We start from the raw sequence: 19,888 nt of genomic DNA on the forward strand, positions 1-19,888 counted from the left end.
ATCACTTCAGGCTGATGCGGATGCCCGCGCGGAACTGGCGCCCGAGCATGTCCGAATAGGTGGTGTTCGCCGCCATGCCGGTTTCCGGCACCAGCAGCGGCCAGCGATTGAACAGGTTGGTGACGTTGACGAAGAACTGCGCCTGGTTGCCGCCGAAACGAACGGTCTGCGACAGGTTGAGGTCGACGTAGAACAGGCCCGAGACGCGGTTGTTGTCATAGGTCGGGAAGTTGGTGGTCGAGACCGGGCAGCCGCTGGTGCACTCGATGCCGTTGGCGACATATTTGCCCGCGCTGACGCCGCGACCGGTGACGGTGGCCGAGAAGGTGTCGGTCTCATAGGTCGCGCTGCCGCGGAAGATCCAGGTCGGCGTGCTGGCCTGGCCGCCATTCGCGCCGACGGTGTTCACCGCCACGCTTCCGGCGATGCCGGTATCGGAGAGGTTCTCGATATAACGCGTCGCCACGCCCTTCAGCGTGAAGCTGCTCGCGGCGCCCAGCGGGATGCGATAGGCCGCGTCGAAGTCGATGCCGCGCACCAGCTTGCGCACGAAGTTGAACGGCTGGCTGCGGATCAGCAGATAGGGCGCGCCCGGCACCGAACGGGTCGGGTCGTTGGTGATGGCCGCGCAATAGACCGCATTGCCGTCGGAGCAGCGGTTGACGATCTCCTGCGCGCTGATCGAGTCGATCGCCCCGGCCAGGTCGATGCGGAAATAGTCGGCCGACGCCGTGAAGCCCGGCAGGAAGCGCGGCGAGACCACCGCGCCGATGTTCCACGAATTGGCGATTTCCGGACGCAGGTTCGGATTGCCGGTGGTCAGGCCCGAATAGCCCCAGGTCGCCGGACCGTTCAGGCCGTCCGAGGTGTATTTGGGATTGCGCACCGAGTCGCTGTTGGCGGTGCCGGCCTGGTACAGCTCGTTCAGATTGGGCGCGCGGATGTCGCGCGAACGGGTCACGCGGAAGCGGATATCCGGGATCGGCGCCCAGGTCGCGCCCAGCTTCCAGGTGGTGACATAGCCAGAATTGGAATAGTCGGTCGCCCGGACCGCGCCGTTGAACTCGAGGCCGAAGCCCAGCGGCACCACCGTCTCGAGATAGGCTTCCTTGACGGTGTACTCGCCGGTGAAGGGCAGATAGTTGCCCACCGACCATGCGTTGGTCGTGCCGGTGGTGGTCACGACCGGCTGGAATTCCTTCGGCACGCTGCCGCGGATCTTCTCCTTGCGGACTTCGCCGCCCACCGCGACGCTCACATCGCCCGCCCAGGTGGCGAACGGCGTGACCGACCAGTTGGTGCCGGCGACGAACTGCTCCATCACCTGATCGCGATAGGGATTGCCGAGCACATAGTTGATCGCGTCCTGGCTGGCGACGCCCACGCCCATGCGGTTCAGCGGCACGCAGTTCGGATCGTCGTTCGCGGGGTTGGAATCGACGTTGATCAGGCACTGGATCGAGCCGGTCGTATAGCCGCGCGCATTGCCCGCCGGCGCGAAGGCCGCGGCGGTCGCATTGGCCATGCGGGTCAGGTTCATGATGTTGCGCAGCTGCTCGCGCAGGTCGGAGCGGCCATATTGGGCATAGACGTCCCAGTGCGCGGTCCTGCCGAACGCTTCGAAGCTGCCCTCGGCGCCGACGACGTAGCGCTGCACCTTGCGCTCATTGTCGATCGCGCGGAACGGCAGGTCGGCGGCGGTGGTCGCCAGCGTGATGCCGGTGACGCCGGCAAGCCGCGCCGCGCCCAGCGACTGCAGCGCGAAGGCATTGCAGGTCACGGGGACGGGAACGGTGGTGCAGCCGGTGGTGTTGATCGCGATGCCGGTCGACAGGTTCGGGCCCGCGTTGAAGAAGACCTTCTGCCGGTTGTACGAGCCTTCGGCGAAGAGCTCGACCCCGTCCGAGACCTCGAAGCTCAGCCGGCCGAACACGCCCCAGCGATCGTCCTTGGGCATCAGGCCGATGCGCGTGCCGGAATCATTGACTTGCCAGGAGCCGCCCTGGACCAGGCTCGGTGCCGAGGACCCGGACGCACGCGTGAACGCCGGATAGGCGAAGCTGCCATAGTCGAAGGTGTTCACCGCCCCGCCATAGCCGAAATACAGGCCGCGCAGCCCGTTCGCGGTGCCGCCGGCCGAGCCGGTGATCAGGCCGCCGGGCGTCGAGTTCGCCGCGCCGATCTGGCGCCGGGTGGTGATGAACTGCGGCGTCGTGCTGGTGCTCGTCCAGTTCGGATCCTGGATGCGCACATAGCCGGTGTGATTCCATTCGCGATCGTCGCCGACCTCGAAGATGCCGTCCTGGTGCGCGATATTGGCGCTGAGCAGGATGTGGCCGCGGCCGCCGGCGAAGGACTTGCCGCCCGCGATGCTGGCCGAGTAGTTGCCGCCGTCGCCATAGGTGGTGATGCCCGAATCCGCCTCGATCTTCAGGCCCTCGAGCTTCTTGTTCAGGATGAAGTTCACCACGCCCGAGACGGCGTCCGAGCCATAGGCCGACGAGGCGCCGCCGGTGACGACCTCGACGCGATCGACCAGCGCCTGCGGGATCGTGTTGATGTCGACCCAGCCATAGATGGTCGAGCCGACCGAGCGGCGGCCGTCGAGCAGGACCAGCACGCGGCCCTCGCCCAGGTTGCGCATGTTGAGCGCGTTGATGCCCGCCGAACCGTTCGACAGGTTGAGGCGCGAATTGGCCGGCTTGGTCGAGCCGGCGAGCTGCGGCATCTGGTTGACGAAGTCGGCAATGTTGTTCGTCGGCGAGGTGTTCTGGATATCCTGCTGGGTCAGCACGGTGAGCGGTGTCGGGGCCTGGAAGCCGTCGCGACGGATGCGCGAGCCGGTGACGAGGATCTCGCCTTCCTCGGCGGGCGCCGGCTGGGCGGCTGCCTGCGGGGTCTCCGGATTGCCGGTCTGCGCCCAGGCCGGCAGCGCGATCGCCATGGCCGCGAAAGCCGTGCTGCTGGCCAGAACCTTCCTAAACGCCGTTGCTTCGATCATTTCCTAAAACCCCCTGAAGCCCGCAATATCCCGCGCGGTGAGAGGGCATTAGGTACCAAGAATGTTGCGGCGCGCCATAGTTTCTGTTCCCCGCGCCATAACCCCGGGGCATCAAATGTGACAATTACGCGCGAAAACGTGACACGACTGCAACACAAGCCCGCCAGGCTGGCCATTGACTGCGTGCGCGCGGCGTCCGAGCGTTAGGGAAACCAGCCCCAGGGGAGCCCTTGATGCCGCATTTCGACCGTCCGGTGCCGCGTGACTGACGCGCCGAGTCCCCCCGCGGCGCCCACGATCCGCCCGGGTTTCGGCAGGCTGGCGCTGTATCTGCTGCTCGGTTTCGCCGCGGGCCTGCCCTTCTACATGTTCAACGCCGTGCTGCTGCTCCGGCTGGCCAAGCATGGCGTGGACATCGTGACGGTCGGCTTCTTCGCCTGGGTGGCGCTGCTGCCCACCTTCAAGTTCGCCTGGGCGCCGCTGCTCGACAAATATGACGTGCCCGGCTTCGGCCGCTTCTGGGGCAAGAGGCGCGGCTGGATCATGCTGTCGCAGCTGGGCATCTTCCTCTCGACGGTGGCAATGGCGCTCACCTCGTCCGACGCCAATCTGCAGGTGACCGCGCTGTTCGCGGTGCTGCTCGCCTTCTGGACGACCACGCTGGAAGTCGCCGCCGATGCCTGGCGCATCGAACTGGCGCCGACCCAGGAGGAACAGGGGCCGATGGTGGCGGCCAACCTGTGGGGCTATCGCAGCGCCATGGTCGCGGCCGGCAGCGGCGCGATCTACATCGCGGCGAAGAGCGACTGGACCACCGCCTATCTGGTGATCGCGGCGGCGGCCTTCCTCCCCTTCCCCATCCTCGCCTGCATGCGGCCCGATCCCGGGCATGGCGGCGGGCGCGGTACCGCGCTCGTCACCGGCATCCTCGCCAGCGCGGTAGTGCTCGGCGGCAGCCTGGCCATCGCCGCCGCGGTCGGCTGGGCGCTGCTCGCCGCGCTGGGATCGGTCGGGCTCGATAATCCGGACATCGTCAAATATTGGGTATTCGCGGTCGCGCTGCTGCCCTTCGTCGCGCTGGGCGCGGCGGTGCCCTGGATCAGGAAGCTGCCGCCGAGCCACCGGCTGCTCACCACTTCCGGGCTCGCCCCCTATCTCAACGTCGCCTGGCGCTATGGGCTGGTGGTGATCCCGATCCTGCTGTTCGTCTCCGTCTATCGCATGGGCGACGTGATGGCGCTCACGCTCTCGCATCCGCTGTTCAACGCGCTGGGCTACAGCCTCGAGGCGATCGCCGTCGCCGATGGCGCGGTGGCGCTGCTCTCGTCCATGCTCGGCGTCGCGCTGGGCGGCTGGCTGGCGGCCAAGGCGCCGATGGGCTGGGCGCTGGTGATCGGCGCGATCATGTCCGCGCTCAGCAACTGGATCTTCGCCTGGCTCGCCTATCAGGCGCCGGGCGGACCGGTCTGGTTCTCGCTGCTCGGCGTGCAGGTGACCGCGGGCGATTTCGACCTCTATCTCGCCATGGCGCTCGACCAGTTCGGGCATGGCTTCGAAGGGGCGGTGTTCGTCGTCTACCTGTCCCTGCTGGTCAATCCGCGTTTCCCGGGCACGCAATATGCGCTGCTCTCGGGCCTCGCCTTCCTGATCCCCAGGCTGCTCGCCGGCCTTTCGGGCGTGTTCCAGAAGGCGATCGGCTATGACGGCTTCTTCATCATGGCGGGCACGATGAGCGTCGCCGCGCTGGTCTTCGTGCCGTTCATCGTCCGCGCGAGGCCCCGGCCGGACGGCGAGGCGGTGGCGGCATGATCGAGGCTGCCTTCGCCCCGGCCGCCGAAGCGGTGGCCGCGGGTCGCATCCCGGGCGCCACGCTGGGCGTGGTGGCGGCGGACGGGCGCCGCTGGGTCACGCATGACGGCCTGGCCGCGCGCGTCCCCGAGCCCGAGCCGTTGACGCTCGACCATTGGTTCGACCTGGCCTCGGTCTCCAAGGTGGTGGCGACGACGACAATGATCCTCCGCCTGGCCGAGGAAGGGCGGATCGACCTCGACGCCCCGCTGACCAGCGCGATCCCGGACCTGCGCCAATATGACCTGGCGGGCGCCTATGAGCGCACGTTGACGTTCAGGGACTGCCTGGCGCACCGCACGCTGTTTCCCGCGGTCGAGCCGATCTACACCTATGGCGACGACCCCCAGCGGCTGCGCGCCTTCGTGCTCCAGCGCGAATGGAAGCATATTCCCGAGCCGGTCTATTCGGACATCAACTTCCTGCTGCTCGGCATCGCGATCGAGCGGGTGACGGGCGCGCCCCTGGGCGAATGGCCGCTGGGCCCGGGCCTGAGCTATGGGCCGCCGCCGGGGCCGGCGGTGGCCACCGAGCGCTGCATGTGGCGAAACCGCGTGCTCAAGGGCGAGGTGCATGACGAGAATTGCGCGGCGATGGGCGGGCAGACCGGCCATGCCGGGCTGTTCGGCACCGTGGCCGGCGTGCTCGATTTCGCGCACGGCGTGCTGGCCGGCAGCTTCTCGGCCGCGATGCTCGCGGCGATCCGCACCCCGCAATATTCGCACCGCACCTGCGGCTGGGAGCGCAAGTTCGCCGGCTGGTCGGGCGGGCAGGCCTGTTCGGACGAGACGATCGGGCACACCGGCTTCACCGGCACCGGCCTGTGGATCGATTTCGAACGCGGGCTCGCCTGGACCCTGCTCACCAATCGCGTCCATCCGACGCGCCATTTCGACAGCGGCATCTTCGTGCTGCGCCCCGCGACGGGGGATGCCGTCATCAACGCCTGGGAGGCCCTATGATCTCGTTGCTCGCCCTCGCCATCGCCCTGTCCGGGCCCGATAGCGACACGCCCAGCCCCGCCGACCGGCTGGCCCACGACCAGATGCTGGTGCTCGACACGCATCTCGACACGCCCGAGCTGTTCGAGCATCCGGGCTGGAAGTTCGATCGCTGGCACGACCGCGACTTCGACAAGAGCCAGGTCGACCTGCCGCGCATGGAGCAGGGCGGGCTCGATGGCGGCTTCTTCGTGATCTATACCGGCCAGGGGCCGCTGACGCCCGAGGGCTATGCGAAGGCGCGCAACGCGGCGCTGACCCGCGAGATGTGGATCCAGCGCGTCGTCGCCGCCAATGCCGACAAGATGGAATTCGCGACCACGCCCGAGGATGCCTATCGCATCGCCAAGGCGGGCAAGCGCATCGTCTTCCAGTCGATCGAGAACAGCTATCCGCTGGGCACCGACCTGACATTGCTCAAATGGTATTACGACCAGGGCGTGCGGATGGCCGGGCCGATCCATTTCCGCAACAACCAGTTCGGCGACAGCGCCACCGACAAGGTGAAGCAGTGGAACGGCCTGTCGCCGCTCGGCAAGCAATGGGTGGCCGAGATGAACCGGCTGGGCATGCTGATCGACGTCAGCCATTCGTCGGACGACGTGTTCGACCAGGCGCTGGCGCTGTCCAAGGTGCCGATCATCGCCTCGCATTCGGGGCCGAGGGCGATCTTCAACCACCCGCGCAACCTGGACGACGAGCGCATGCGCAAGCTGGCCAAGGCGGGCGGCGTGCTCCAGGTGAACAGCGTCTACCTGGTCGAGGGCGACCATGACGAGGCACGGAACAGGATCTCCAACCGGCAGGACGACTGGTGGGCGCTTTCGGCGGAGGACCAGCGCAAGCTGATCGCCGACAAGGCCAAGGCGGACGCGACCAATCCCTATCAGGGCGCCGATTTCGAGCTGTTCATGAAGAGCCTGCTTCACTGCATCGCGGTGATGGGCGTCGATCATGTCGGCATCGGCGCCGATTGGGACGGCGGCGGCGGCGTGCGCGGCATGGAGGACATCACCGCCCTGCCCAAGATCACCGCCCGGCTGCGCCGCGAGGGCTTCTCCGATACCGATATCGAGAAGATCTGGAGCGGCAACGTGCTGCGCGTGCTGAAGCAGGCGGAGGACGGCGCGGCGAAGAAGTGATCCACTTCTCCCTCTCCCCTGCAGGGGAGAGGGAGAAGGCTAGTTCCCCGCCGCCACGATGTTCAGCGCGTCGTCCATATATTTGGTCGCGCTCGCGTCCTGCGGCACGTCGTTGGCGTAGAAGGCGAAGATATAGGTCTTGCCGCTTGCCCCGGTGAAATAGCCGGCGAGCGCGTTGGTGGCGTTGAGCGTGCCGGTCTTGGCGAAGATCTTGCCCTCCAGCGGCGTGCCCTTGAAGCGGCGGGCCAGCGTGCCGTCCACCCCGCCGATCGGCAGCGTGTCGCGGAACTGCGCGCCCCAGGGCTGGGCGGCGACCCAGCGCAGCAGCAGCACCGAGCCGCGCGGACTCACCCGGTTGTAGCTCGACATCCCCGAGCCGTCGGAAAAGTCCCAGGCGGTGCGCGGCACGCCCGCTGTCTCCAGCACCTTCTCGACCTGCGCCATGCCGTCGGCAATCGAACCGCTGCCCCGCAGAGAGGCGACGCGGCGCAGCGCGAGCTCGGCATGAAGATTCTGGCTGACCTTGTTGATATGCTTGAGGTCCTCGGCCAGAGGCGGCGGCGTCAGCCTGGCCAGGACTTGCTGTGTCGGCTCGAACCGGACGAGCGGCAGGCCCTTCTTCTCGCGATATTCGGGATCGTCCTGCGGCCGCAGCGGCCGGTGGCGAGCGCTGGCATTGCCCTTCACCTTCACGCCGCGCGCCTCGAGCAGCACCTTCAGGCGCCACGCCGCATAGTCGGCAGGGTCGTCGATACCGAGCTTCCAGGTGCGCGGCTTGGCATCCGCGCCGATCGTCCCGGTGATGCGCAGTTGCTTGCCGTTGGGATCACGGTCCCAGCTCAACTCGGTCTCCGCGCCCGCAACGGTCCTCGCCTGGTTGTCGACGCCGAAATAGGGCCAGAGTTCGACCTTCGCCGCCTCCCCCGCCTTGGCCGGAGAAACCGTGAGCTTGAGCTCATTGTCGTCGAGCGTCAGCGCCGAAGCGCCGGTGCCGGAGGAGCTGGGGATGTTGTTCCAGCTCATCCCCGGGCCCCAGCGCTGGTCGGGGAAGATCGTGTCGTCGCCGACGATGTTTCGGACCTGCCTCGTCTTCGCCGCGACCGCGTCGGCAAGCGTGGCAAGACAGTCGACCGTGCAGTCGTCCGCGCTCGACAGGCGGGCATCGCCGCGCCCCTCCAGCACCACATCGTCGCCCTCCAGGCGCACCGCGGCGCCGCCGATGGCATCGGGCTGGTTGATGCCGGGCAGGTTCGCGAAGGCGGCGGCGGTGGTGTAGACCTTGGTGTTCGAGGCGGGGATGAAGCGGCCGTCGGGATTGATCGCCACGATCTCCCGGCCCGTGTCGTCGGCCACGACCAGGCCAAAGCGCGTGCCGGTCGGCGCCTCGGCAAGCTTGGCGGCGACGCGCTGCTCCAGCGTCTGCTGGGCGAACGCGGGCGTGGCGAGCGTAAGGGCGATGCCGAGGACGAAATGCTTCATGCCGCAAGCGTAACTCCCGCCACCGAGCCTGCAAACCCGCGATCATTCAGAGGAGTCGCCCGGGCATAACCATGGCGCATGCCGGCATTGTACGGGCAACATCGGCCCGGCACCTTCGCGGCATGAACCTGATGCGGGCCACCTTGAAACCCCTGGCCGCGATGGTGGTGGCGTTCGCCCCGCCGGCGCTGGCGCAGACCGACGACCTGGCCGCGGCGCTCGCCCTGCCGGTCGCCAGCCAGATGGCCGGCGCACGCGACGTGCCGCGCTTCGCCTGGGTGGAGAACCGCGCCGGCGTGCGCAACCTGTGGGTGGCGGATGCGGGGCGGCAGGCCCGGCAGGTCACGCGCCATGCCGGGGACGACGGCATGATGCTCTACGATCCGGCGCTCAGCCCCGACGGCCGGCGCCTGGCATATGTGCGCGGCGGGGACGACGAGTTCCCCGACGGCAGGATCCCCAATACCGCCTCGGCCGCGTTCACGCCGGGGCAGCAGGTGTTCGTCGTTGAAGACGGTGGAGATCCCACACCGATCGGAGACGGACACCTGCCCGTTTTCTCGCCCGACGGGCAGCGCATCGCCTTCACCCGGCGCGGCGAGCTGTGGCTGTGGCAGGCGGGCAAGGCGGCGCGGATCGCCGCGGTTCCGGGCGAGGTCAGCGACCTGAAATGGACGCCCGACGGCAAGCGGCTGCTCTTCGTCGACAATCGCAACGATCACGCCTTCGTCGCGCTGCTCGACGCGGATGGCGGCCGGCTGACCTATATGGAGCCGGCGCTCGGCTATTCGGTGGAGCCGGCGCTTTCGCCCGGCGGGGACCAGGTCGCCTATATCCAGTATCTCGATCCACCCGCCGGCGCGGCGCGGGACGGCGGCCCCTATTGGTCGATCCGGGTGGCCGACGCCGCGACGGGCAGGGCCCGCACGGTCTGGACCGCCCCCCAGGGCATGGGCGGCCGCTATTACGGCACGCGCCAGCACAATCTCTGGTGGAGCAAGGGCGGCCGGCTGCTCTTCCCTTGGGAGCGAAGCGGCTTCCTGCACGTCTATGCGATCGACGCGGCCAAGGGCGGCGAGCCCCAGGCGCTGACCGCCGGCGGGTTCGAGGTCGAGACCTTCGTGCTCGGCGTCGACGACATGGTCACCTTCGCCGCCAATGCCGACGAGGCCGATCGGCGGCATTTCTGGCAGGTGCCGGCAAGCGGCGGGGCGGCGAAGCGCGTGACCGACGGCAAGGGCAGCGAGAGCCTGCCCGTCTTCGCGGGCGGGCTGCTGGCGGGGATCGCCGCCGATGCGCGCCATCCGGCCCATCCGGTGCTGGCGAAGGGCCTGGCGCCGCTGGGCGACACGGCGGAGCTGAAGGGCGCGGTGGCGCCCGAGGCGGTGACCTACCGCGCCGAGGACGGCGTTACCGTGCATGCCCAACTGTTCCGCGGCCAGGGCAAGGGCCCGCGCCCGGCTCTGGTCTTCGTCCATGGCGGGCCGCGGCGCCAGATGCTGCTCGGCTTCCACCATGCCCAATATTATTCGAACGCCTATGTGATGAACCAGGCGCTGGCAGCGCGGGGCTATACGGTGCTCTCGGTCAATTATCGCAGCGGCACCGGCTATGGACAGGCGTTCCGCGATGCGCCGGGGATCGCCCGCGACGGCGCCTCCGAATATCGCGACGTGCTCGCCGGCGGGCGCTGGCTCGCGGCGCAGAAGGACGTGGCGGCCGACCGGATCGGCATCTGGGGCGGCAGCTGGGGCGGCTATCTGACCGCGCTGGCGCTGGCGCGGAACAGCGACCTGTTCAAGGCGGGCGCGGACTTCCACGGCGTCCACACCATGCTGCGCAACGTCGAGAACAACCTGTCCCCCGAGCAACAGGCGGCCGCGCGGCAGAAACAGTGGGACAGCTCGCCGATGGGCGCGATCGGCACCTGGCGCTCGCCGGTGCTGCTCGTGCACGGCGATGACGACCGGAATGTCGATTTCGGCCAGTCGCTGCTGCTCGCCCGCGAACTGGCGGCACGGCGCATCCCGCACGAGGTGCTGGTGTTCCCCAATGAGCGCCATGAATTCTTCCGCTATGCGGACTGGCTCACTGCCTATCGCCGCACCATTTCCTTCTTCGACGGGCATCTGAAATGAGGTGGCTGATGGCGGCGGCGGCACTGGCCGGGGCGAACGGGGCGCAGGCGCAGGAACGCGCGACGCTGATCCATGGCGCGCGCGTGTTCGAGGGCACCGGCAAGCCGGCGAAGATCGCCGACGTGCTGATCGAAGGCGGCAAGGTCAGCCGGGTGGGCAAGAAGCTGCGCGTGCCCGAGGGGACGCAAGTGATCGACGCGACCGGGCTCACGCTGATCCCCGGCCTGCACGACCTGCACATTCACACGCGGCGCGAGGCGTTCACCGAAGCGGCGTCGCTCCACCGCTTCTATCTGCCTTATCTGCGCGCCGGCGTGACCAGCGTGAACGAATTCTCGGTCTCTACGGAGATGATGCCCGGCATCCGCGCGCTCCAGGCGGACACCCCGCACCTCACCCTCGCGGTGCGGCTCGGCGTGCCCGACGGGCACGGCACCGAGAGCCAGTTCACCAACGCGATCACGCTCCAGGTCACCACCCCGGCCGAGGCGCACGCCGCCATGGCCAAGGCGCTGCCCTACAAGCCCGACATGGTGAAGGTGTTCAACGACGGCTGGCGCTACGGCGACCCCAACCGCCCCGACCGTCCGAGCATGGACGAGCCGACCCTCGCCGCGATCGTCGCCGATGCGCACAAGGCGGGGATCAAGGTGATGACGCACACGGTGACGCTGGAGGGCGCCAAGATCGCCGCGCGCGCCGGGGTGGACTCGGTGGCGCACGGCGTGGGCGACGCGCTGGTCGACGACGAGCTGATCGGCCTGATGCGGAAGCACCACATGGCCTATGTCGCCACGCTGGCGACCTATGAGCCGCTCGAGACGCGCATGCTGGCCCCCGAGGAGCTGGCGATGCTCACCCCCGAGCAGCGCGAGCGTGAGACCGCGCGGCTGGCCAAGGGCGAGGCGATCGCGCCCTATGACAGCAAGCGCTGGCAGATCATGCGCGAGAATATCCGCCGGCTGAAGGCGGCCGGGATCCGCATCGGCGTGGGCACGGACACGGGCATCGAGGGCGTCTATCCCGGCTTCGGCGCGCTGCGCGAGATGCGCATCCTGAACGAGCTGGGCTTCACTCCGGCCGAGGCGATCGAGGCCGGCTCGCGGGTGAGCGCCGACATCATGGGGCGCCGGAAGACCGAGGGCACGATCCGCAAGGGCATGCGCGCCGACCTGGTGCTGACCGGCGGGGCACCGGACCTGACCTTTCGCGACCTCTACTCGGTCAAGCGGGTATGGGTAGCGGGGCGCGAAGTCTCGCTCGACTGACTCCCCTCCCTGAAAGGGAGGGGTGGGGGTGGGTGGAGGCTCGGCGATACCGAAACCGATCGCCTGACTGCTCCGTATAGCGTGCAAAAATCCACCCCAGCCCCTCCCTTTCAGGGAGGGGAACTGCCCTAGGCCCGGTCCGCCGCGCGATAGACTTCCTCGTCCAGCTCGCCTTCCCAGCGCGCCACCAGGGTCGCCACGGTGAGGTTGGCCGAGGCGCTCGGCACCGTCCGCGTCATGTCGAGCAACCGGTCGAAGGGCAGTACGAATCCGACCACCAGGGCAGTCTGTTCCGGCGAGACGCCCACCGCGCTCAGCACCGCCGCGAGCATGAACAGCGAGGCCGATGGCACCGGCGCCGTGCCGAACGCGGCGAGCGCGCCGGTGAACAGCACCGTCGCATAGACGGTCGGCGTCAGGTGCACGCCAAACGCCTGGAGCGCGAACATCGAGAGCAGGCCGACATACATCGCCGTGCCGTCCTTGCCGATGCTCGCGCCGAGCGGCAGCACGGTGGAGAAGACCGAGCGGCCGATGCCCAGATTCTGCTCGGAGACACGCATCGCCACCGGCAGCGTCGCGCCGCTCGAGGCCGTGGAAAAGGCCACCGCCAGCGCGTCGACGATGCCGCGGAAGAAGGGCAGCAGCGGCAACCGCGCGACGAAGCGCAGGAGCAGGCTGTGCACCACCAGCATCTGGATCAGCGAGCCCAGCACCACCGCCAGCGCCAGCCAGCCGACATGGACGAACACCGCCGCGCCGTTCGCCGCGACGGCATTGGCGATCAGCGCGAACACGCCGAAGGGCGTCGCCTCCATCACCAGGCCGACGACGCGCAGCAGCACCGCCGAAGTCGATTGCAGCAGGTTGGCGAAGGGCTTGCCCGCCTCCCCCGCCACCACGGTGCCGCAGCCGATCAGGATCGAGGTGAAGATCAGCGCCAGCATGTCGCCCTTGGCCAGCGCATCGAAGATGTTGGTCGGGATGATGTTGATCAGCTGCTCATAGGGCGTGACCGGCTTGCCGAGCACATGCGCCTCGGCCGTGCCGAGCGGCGCGCCGATGCCGGGCTGGACGATCGCCGCGACCAGCATGCCGACCGAGACGGCGATGAAGGTGGTCAGCGCGAACATGCCGACCGTGCGCCCGCCGAGACTCCCGAGCCGCTTGGGATCGGCGAGCGTGGTGATGCCCGAGGCGATGGTGACCAGCACGATCGGCGCGACGAGCATGCGGATCGCGCGGACGAACAGGTCGCCGACGAACTGCACCCAGGGCGCGCCCTGCGGCACCAGCAGCGCGAAGACGACGCCGAGGACGAGGAAGGCGAGCACGCGCTTCCACAGGGCGATGCCGAACCACCAGCCCATCAGTTGCACGTCCCGGAGGTGGGCTTGTGCGCCAGCGCGCGGCCGGCGGCCTTGCCGGTCATCGCCCCCTTGTCGACCGCGAGCACGCCGTTGACCAGCACGGTCCGCACCCCCGCCGCCAGCAGCGCCGGCTGCTCATAGGTGGCGCGCGAGGCATAGCTGCGCGGATCGAACACCACGATGTCGGCGAAGGCGCCGGCGCGCAGATGGCCGCGGCCCTCCAGCCCGAACGTATCGGCGGTCAGCGCCGAACTTCGCTCGATGAACTGGCGCAGGGTGATCACATGGTCGGTCTTGACGTATTTGTCGTACTTGCGGGCGAAGGAGCCATAGACGCGCGGATGGCCGCCCGAGGCATCGGACCCGGTCATCACCCAGGGCTGGCGCATGAAGGCGGCGATGTCCGCCTCGCTCTGGTTGAACGAGACGGTGCCGGGATCGCCGATGCGGATCACGGCGATCGCGGCGTCCACCGGCGACAGGTTCATCTCCTTCGCGACCGCATCGAGATAGCGGTTCCGGTACTTGCCCTCGACGATCAACAGCTTGCCCGCCCCGCCGCGCTTGCGGAGATTCTCGATCATGCCGGCGTGCATCTTCTCGGCCAGCGCGGGATCGTCGAAGCGCTTGAGCAGCGCCGGGCGACCTCCGTCCTGCGCCCAGAGCGGGACGAGCGAGGCGACCAGGCTGGTGCCCGACGCCGACCAGGGATATTGGTTGGCGGTGACCTTCTCGCCGCGGGCCCGGGCCGCGTCGATCTTGGCGATGATCGCGGGCGCCTGGCCCTGCACGTCGACGCCCAGCGCCTTGATGTGGCTGATATGCGCGGGCAGCCTGCCCTCGCGCCCGATGCGGATCGCCTCGTCGATCGCGGCGGCCAGGCCCACCGTATAGCTGCTCTCGTCGCGGATATGGCTGTCATAGCTCCCACCGCGCTTGCCCGCTTCCTTGGCGAGCTCGATCACTTCCTCGGTCTTGGCGAAGCTCTGGGGCGCGTAGAACAGGCCCGTGGAAAGGCCGAGCGCGCCCTGGCACATCGCGCCGGCGACCAGGCCCTTCATCCGCTCCAGCTCGGCGGGGGTGGGATCGCGGGCATCCTCGCCCACCACCATCTCGCGCACCGCGCCGAAGCCGACCCAGGCGGCATAGTTGATGCCCACCGGCCGGGTCGCAGCGCTGCCGAGGACCTTGGCCAGATCCGGGCTGCCGCCGCCGTCATTGCCGATGAACGCGGTGGTGACGCCCTGCATCAGAAAGGCCGGGATCAGGCGCTTCTTCGGATCCGCCGATGCGAGATCGTCGCCCATATGGGTGTGCGGATCGATGAAGCCGGGGGCGACGATCATCCCCTTCGCTTCGATCACGCGCGCGGCGAGCACATTCGCATGCGCGCCGACCGCAAGGATGCGATCGCCCTTGACCGCGACATCGCCGACAAAGGGCGCATCGGAGCCGGTATAGATCGTGCCGCCGCGGATCAGCAGATCGACCTTCTTCGGCGGAAGCGGCGCGGCGGCGCCCAGTGAGAGAGCGGCAGTCCCCAGCAGCAGCGCGATCTTCATGGCGTTCCCCAAAATCCCGGAAGTGGCGGATAGAGCGTCCCGCCGCGGTCCTCGACCCCACCGGGGCGATCCTTGGCGAGCCAGATCGGACCGTCAAGATCGACGAAATCCGACATGCGGGCGAGGTGCAGCGCCGCCGCGACCGACAAGGAGGAGCTGACCATGCAACCGGTCATCAGGCCGAGGCCGCGCGCGCGGGCGGCTTCGGCCAGGCGCAGCCCCTCGGTCAGGCCGCCGGCCTTGTCGAGCTTCACGTTCACCACCTGGTAGCGGCGCGCGACCTGGTCGAGATCCTCGCGGGTATGGAGCGACTCGTCGGCGGCGATCGGCACGAGCGGACGAAAGGTCTCGAGGCACGCATCGATCGCGGCCGCCACGGGCTGTTCGAGCAGATCGACCTTCAGTTCGGCGAGCACCGGCTGCATCGCCTCGACCAGCCGGGCGTCCCAGCTCTCGTTGGGATCGACGATCAGCCGGGCGTCGGGCGCGGCGGCGCGGACGGCGCGGATCTGCGCATCGGGCAGGCGGCCATCAACCTTCACCTTGAGCAGCGGCGCCTGCGCGAGGCGCCGCGCGGCGCAGCCCATCATCATCGGCGTGTCGATCACGATGGTGCGCGCGCTGGCGACCGGCTCGGGCTCCGGCGCGCCGAGCAGCGCGGCAACGCTCCTCCCGGCTCCGCGCGCCTCCAGGTCCCACAGCGCGCAGTCAACCGCGTTGCGGGCTGCGCCGGCGGGAAGGAGCGCCAGCAGCTCCTCGCGCCCCGCGCCCGCCTCGATCGCCGGGCGGACGCCCTCGATCGCCGCGAGCGCATTCTCGACGCTCTCGCCATGGCGGGCATGGGGCACGCCCTCGCCCTTGCCTTCCAGCGCCCCGGCGCGGATCGAGACCGTGACCATATCGGCCTCGGTCCTCACTCCGCGCGCGATGCGGAAGGGCCTGGTCAGCGCGAAGCGGTCGTGGCGGGCCGTGAGGGTTCGGTGCATAGCAACTCGTCGATGATCGCCTCGACCCCGAAGGCGATTGGATCGGTACAGGGCAGGCCGAGATCCGCCTCGATCTGCCGGCAAAGCGCGCGCGCCGCGTCCGCTTCCATGCGGGAAGTGTTGAGGCACACGCCGACCGCGCGCACGTCCGGGCTGGTCAGGCGCGCGACCTGGAGATTGGCCTCCAGGCATTCCCGCAGGCCCGGCAGCGCCCGGCCCGGCAAGCCGCGCATATGGCCGCGGCTGGGATCGTGGCAGAGCACGATCGCCTCGGGCTGGGCGCCGTGGAGCAGGCCGGTCGAGACGCCGGCGAAGCTCGGATGGAAGAGCGAGCCCTGGCCCTCGATCAGGTCCCAGCCGCCATCGGTGCGCTCGGGCGCCAGCATCTCGATGCCGCCCGAGATGAAATCGGCGACGACCGCGTCGATCGGCACGCCGGCCCCGGCGATCAGGATGCCGGTCTGGCCCGTGGCCCGGAAATCGGCCTTCTCGCCGCGCGCCTTGAGCGCATCGGCGAGCGCGATCGTGGTGTACATCTTGCCCACCGAACAATCGGTGCCGACCGTCAACAGGCGGCGGCCGGCCCTGGCATATCCGGTGCCGACCCGCATGTCCGCCGGGGGATCGCGCACGTCGAAGAGCTGCAGGCCCTTCTCCCTGGCGAGCGCGGCCAGCTCGGGCACGTCGCGCAGCCGCTGGTGGAGGCCGGCGGCGATGTTCATCCCCGCCTCCAGCGCCGCCATCGCGTCGCGCACCAGGTCGCCGCCCATGACGCCGCCCGAATTGGCGATGCCGAGGACGAGCGTCTTCGCGCCCGCCGCCGCGCCTTCCGCGATGGTCATGCGCGGCAGGCCGAGCGTGAGCGGACTGTCGTCGTGGCGGAACTCGCCCACGCAATCGCCGCGCCGGAATTCGGCCAGGCCGCGCGAGGTCTTGATGCCCACGAAATCGGTGCTGTGACCGAGGTAGAGGAGGTAAGGTGCCGGTATCATTGGGTGATAACGCTATCCCGCCGGCATCGGGCGCCGCGCATAGCGAATGCGCGCCTCGGCATAGCCAGCCGTTATGGCGTATCGATCACCTTGGCGAGCGCCTTGAGGAAATCGGTGGCGAGCGCGGTGGGCGGCCGGTTGAGCAGGAACATCGCGTGCACGTCGAAGGTGAGTTGCGGCTTGAGCGGCCGCATCGCGAGGCCGGGGACGAGCGAGGCCTGGGCGGTGAAACTGTCCACCACCGTCATCCCCACGCCCTGCGCGACCAGCGCGGTGGCGATGTAGAAGGTACGGGCCGAGATCACTTCGTCGAGATCGAGCTCGAGCCGCGCGCATTCCTGGCTGAACAGCTGGCCGATCGGGCCGCTATTGGCGAGGCTGATGAACGGGCGGCCGCGCAGCCGCTCCAGCTCGATGCGCGGCGGCGCGTCGGGCATGTCCTCCTCGCGATAGAGCACCACCAGCTCGCCCTCGCCCAGCCAGCGATGGCCGATCGGCGCGGCATGGGGCACTTCATAGGCGATCGCGACATCGGTCTCGCGCTCGTAGAGCTTGCGGAGCAGATCGTCGTGATGAACGGTCTGGAGATCGAAGCGGACGCCCTCATGCCCCCGCATGAAGCGCGCGACGGCGGTGGGCAGCGCGTTGAGGGCAAGCGACGGCAGCGCCGAGACGCGCAGCATGCCGCCGGCCCCGCGCTTGAGGTTCCGCCCCGCCTCGCGCAGCGCATAGACGCGGTCCTGGATCTCCGAGACTTCGGTGAACAGGGTGTGCGCGTCCTCGGTGGGGACGAGGCGGCCATTGGTGCGGTGGAAAAGCTGGAAGCCGAGCAGGCTCTCGGCATGGCGCAGCATCTTGGAAACCGAGGGCTGCGACACGTTGAGCGCGCGCGCGGCCCCGCTGACCGAGCCGTTCACATAGACGGCGTGGAAGATTTCGATGTGCCGCAGGTTCATCCGGCCAGCCTATCGAACTGGGCGAAAAGGGAAAGGCCCCGGTTCGGTGTGATTGTCCCGCCCATCTTGTCATCCCCCCGGCGTGAACTCCGCGACCAGGTCGTAGCGATCCCCCGGGAAGGTCTGGCGGACGAACGTCACCGCCCTGCCCGCGCGCCAGGTCCAGCGCTCGACCTGGAGGCAGGCCGCATGGGCGTCGAGCTTCAATTTCCTGGCCAGCGGGCCGCCGGCGGAGACGGCGCGGATGCGGTGGCGCGCATCGGTCCAGGGGACATGGTGGAGTAGCCAGGAGCCGGGCGCCTCGGTCTCGAACGTGTCGGCGCGGGGCACCGGCACGGTGTCGAGCGCGATCAGCCGGCGCTCGAGGGCGAAGGGCTGCTCCCCGGCGAAATGCACGCCCTCGATCAGCAGCGCGGGTGCCGGAATGCCCGAGACCTCGATATCCGGATCGCGATTGACCACCCGGCAGGTGTCGAGCGCCCAGCCATAGGCCTCGCCCCGCGCCGCGATCAGCTGGGCGAGATCGGGCACCGCCAGCACCGCGGCATGGACCTGGGGATGCGCGACGAAGGAGCCGGCCTTGCGCCGGCGCTCGATCAGCCCGGCATGGGCGAGCCGTTCCAGCGCCTTGCTGACCGTGGCGCGGGCGCAGCCATAGCGCACGACCAGCTCATGCTCGAAGGGAATGCGGTCGCCGGGCCGCAATTCCCCCGAGCGGATGCGTTCCTCGATGTCCGAGCGGATGCGTTCCTGCAGCGTCACCCGAGCAGGCGCTCCAGGGTTTTCCGATAATGATTAGCGATAGCCTCGCTCTCCCGGTGCTTTCCGCCGACGACCTGCAGCGCGCCGGCGCGCCAGACGCAGTCGATCGCACCGGCACGGCCCGCGAAGATCCAGCGATCGAGAAGCGTGTCGGCCGAAGCGCCGGCAAAGCCTGGATGGTCCATGTTCAGGCTCACGATATCGGCGGGAGCGCCGGGCGCAATCCCCGTTTCGACACCCAGTGCCTGCCCTGCGCCCCGGAGCGCTGCGCCGAACAGTGTCTCGCCGACCGAGGCGCCCTCCGGCGACAGGATCGCGCGGCGCCGGAGCGAGAGGCGCTGCGAATATTCGATCGCGCGAAGTTCGTGCGCGGCGTCGATCTGGATGTTGGAGTCGGTGCCCGTGGCGATCTTCCCGCCGGCCGCGAGATAGCGCTCGGCAGGGAAGATGCCGTCGCCGAGATTGGCCTCGGTGACCGGGCAAAGGCCCGCCACCGCGCCCGAGGCGGCAAGGCGATCGGTCTCGGCTTCGGTCAGGTGGGTGGCGTGGATCAGCGTCCAGCGCCGGTCGATGCCCAGATTGTCGAGCAGCCACTCCACCGGCCGCGCGCCGCTCCAGGCGAGGCAGGCCTCGACTTCCTTCGTCTGTTCGGCGGCATGGATGTGGAGCGGGCCCGTGGTCAGCGCCGTGACCGCCCGCAGCTCTTCCGGCGTGACCGCGCGCAGCGAGTGCGGCGCGACGCCGAGCACCGCGTCGGCGGGCAGCCTGGCGCGGCTCGCCTCGACCAGCGTCGCGAAGCCGTCGATATCCGACAGGAAGCGGCGCTGGCCGGGCTTGGCCGGCAGTCCGCCAAAATCGCTGTGCGCATAGAAGACGGGGAGCAGGGTCAGTCCGATGCCGGTCCGCTCCGCGGCGTGGACGATCGCCCCGGCAGTCTCGGCGGGATCGGCATAGCGCGCGCCGTCCACATCGTTGTGGAGATAGTGGAACTCGCCGACACGCGTGTAGCCGGTCTCGAGCATCTCGGCATAGGCCAGGGCGGTGATCGCGGCGATGTCCTCGGGCGTGAGCCGGTCGAGGAACCGGTACATGATCTCGCGCCAGCTCCAGAAATCGTCGTCGGGCCGGCCGCGACGCTCGCTGAGCCCGGCCATGCCGCGCTGGAAGCCATGGCTATGGACATTGCCGAGGCCCGGCACCCCCACGCGATGGCGCTCGGCGCCGGGCGCCGGATCGGTGCCGGGCAGCACCCGCGCAATACGCCCGTCTGCGATGCGCACGGTAACGCGCTCGGCCCAGCCGCCGGGGAGCAGTGCAGTTTCGAACCAGAGATCCATCCAGGCCTTCCCATTCCCGTCATTCCCGCCCCTTCTCCATCATCCC

General features: G+C 69.0%; 14 protein-coding genes. 5 read left to right on the forward strand and 9 right to left on the reverse strand.

Features of this window, described 5'->3' with window-relative positions:
• Position 1: 1 nt before the first annotated feature.
• The gene (locus OMP43_RS06030; RefSeq protein ID WP_280278825.1) at positions 2-3,001 is read right to left on the reverse strand and encodes a TonB-dependent receptor; all 3,000 of its coding nucleotides are present in this window, start codon (positions 2,999-3,001) and stop codon (positions 2-4) included.
• Positions 3,002-3,262: 261 nt separating this feature from the next.
• On the opposite strand from OMP43_RS06030, the gene OMP43_RS06035 reads away from it, so the two are divergent.
• Genes OMP43_RS06035 through OMP43_RS06045 form a run of 3 tightly spaced genes read left to right on the forward strand, consistent with a single transcriptional unit; the run spans position 3,263 to position 6,992 of the window.
• Positions 3,263-4,810, forward strand: coding sequence for a permease (locus tag OMP43_RS06035; RefSeq protein ID WP_280278826.1), 1,548 nt, complete (start codon positions 3,263-3,265; stop codon positions 4,808-4,810).
• Entirely contained in the window at positions 4,807-5,811 is a 1,005-nt protein-coding gene (locus OMP43_RS06040) for a serine hydrolase (protein ID WP_280278827.1), read from the forward strand. Before OMP43_RS06035 ends, OMP43_RS06040 begins: the two co-directional genes overlap by 4 nt.
• Positions 5,808-6,992, forward strand: coding sequence for a dipeptidase (locus OMP43_RS06045; protein ID WP_280278828.1), 1,185 nt, complete (start codon positions 5,808-5,810; stop codon positions 6,990-6,992). The genes OMP43_RS06040 and OMP43_RS06045 overlap by 4 nt, the downstream gene beginning before the upstream one ends.
• Positions 6,993-7,031: 39 nt before the next feature.
• Here the strand turns inward: OMP43_RS06045 and dacB are convergent, their stop codons facing one another.
• Positions 7,032-8,471: a D-alanyl-D-alanine carboxypeptidase/D-alanyl-D-alanine-endopeptidase gene (gene dacB, locus OMP43_RS06050; protein ID WP_280278829.1), complete on the reverse strand. Its 1,440-nt coding sequence runs from the start codon at positions 8,469-8,471 to the stop codon at positions 7,032-7,034.
• 131 nt (positions 8,472-8,602) lie between these two features.
• On the opposite strand from dacB, the gene OMP43_RS06055 reads away from it, so the two are divergent.
• Entirely contained in the window at positions 8,603-10,609 is a 2,007-nt protein-coding gene (locus OMP43_RS06055) for a prolyl oligopeptidase family serine peptidase (protein ID WP_280278830.1), read from the forward strand.
• The gene (locus OMP43_RS06060) at positions 10,606-11,877 is read left to right on the forward strand and encodes an amidohydrolase family protein (protein WP_280278831.1); all 1,272 of its coding nucleotides are present in this window, start codon (positions 10,606-10,608) and stop codon (positions 11,875-11,877) included. Before OMP43_RS06055 ends, OMP43_RS06060 begins: the two co-directional genes overlap by 4 nt.
• 128 nt (positions 11,878-12,005) lie before the next feature.
• Here the strand turns inward: OMP43_RS06060 and OMP43_RS06065 are convergent, their stop codons facing one another.
• From OMP43_RS06065 to OMP43_RS06095, 7 genes are all read right to left on the reverse strand, one after another.
• Positions 12,006-13,247: a dicarboxylate/amino acid:cation symporter gene (locus tag OMP43_RS06065; protein ID WP_208413820.1), complete on the reverse strand. Its 1,242-nt coding sequence runs from the start codon at positions 13,245-13,247 to the stop codon at positions 12,006-12,008.
• A complete protein-coding gene (locus OMP43_RS06070) occupies positions 13,247-14,809 on the reverse strand; it encodes an amidohydrolase family protein (RefSeq protein WP_280278832.1) in 1,563 nt (520 codons plus the stop codon). The genes OMP43_RS06065 and OMP43_RS06070 overlap by 1 nt, the downstream gene beginning before the upstream one ends.
• Positions 14,806-15,795, reverse strand: coding sequence for an N-acetyl-D-Glu racemase DgcA (gene dgcA, locus OMP43_RS06075; protein ID WP_280278833.1), 990 nt, complete (start codon positions 15,793-15,795; stop codon positions 14,806-14,808). Before dgcA ends, OMP43_RS06070 begins: the two co-directional genes overlap by 4 nt.
• Positions 15,753-16,787 (reverse strand): N-acetyltransferase DgcN, encoded by a 1,035-nt coding sequence (dgcN, locus tag OMP43_RS06080; RefSeq protein WP_280278834.1) that lies wholly within the window; start codon positions 16,785-16,787, stop codon positions 15,753-15,755. Before dgcN ends, dgcA begins: the two co-directional genes overlap by 43 nt.
• A gap of 71 nt (positions 16,788-16,858) precedes the next feature.
• Complete coding sequence (locus OMP43_RS06085; protein WP_280278835.1) at positions 16,859-17,743, reverse strand: LysR family transcriptional regulator; 885 nt, start codon at positions 17,741-17,743, stop codon at positions 16,859-16,861.
• Between the two features lie 69 nt (positions 17,744-17,812).
• Positions 17,813-18,505 carry a UTRA domain-containing protein gene (locus OMP43_RS06090; protein WP_280278836.1) on the reverse strand — a complete coding sequence of 231 codons (693 nt, stop codon included), beginning with the start codon at positions 18,503-18,505 and terminating at the stop codon, positions 17,813-17,815.
• Positions 18,502-19,842 (reverse strand): formimidoylglutamate deiminase, encoded by a 1,341-nt coding sequence (locus OMP43_RS06095; protein ID WP_280278837.1) that lies wholly within the window; start codon positions 19,840-19,842, stop codon positions 18,502-18,504. Before OMP43_RS06095 ends, OMP43_RS06090 begins: the two co-directional genes overlap by 4 nt.
• Between the last annotated feature and the right edge of the window lie 46 nt (positions 19,843-19,888).

Source organism: Sphingomonas sp. CBMAI 2297 (assembly GCF_029870595.1).
Classification (GTDB): Bacteria; Pseudomonadota; Alphaproteobacteria; order Sphingomonadales; family Sphingomonadaceae; genus Sphingomonas.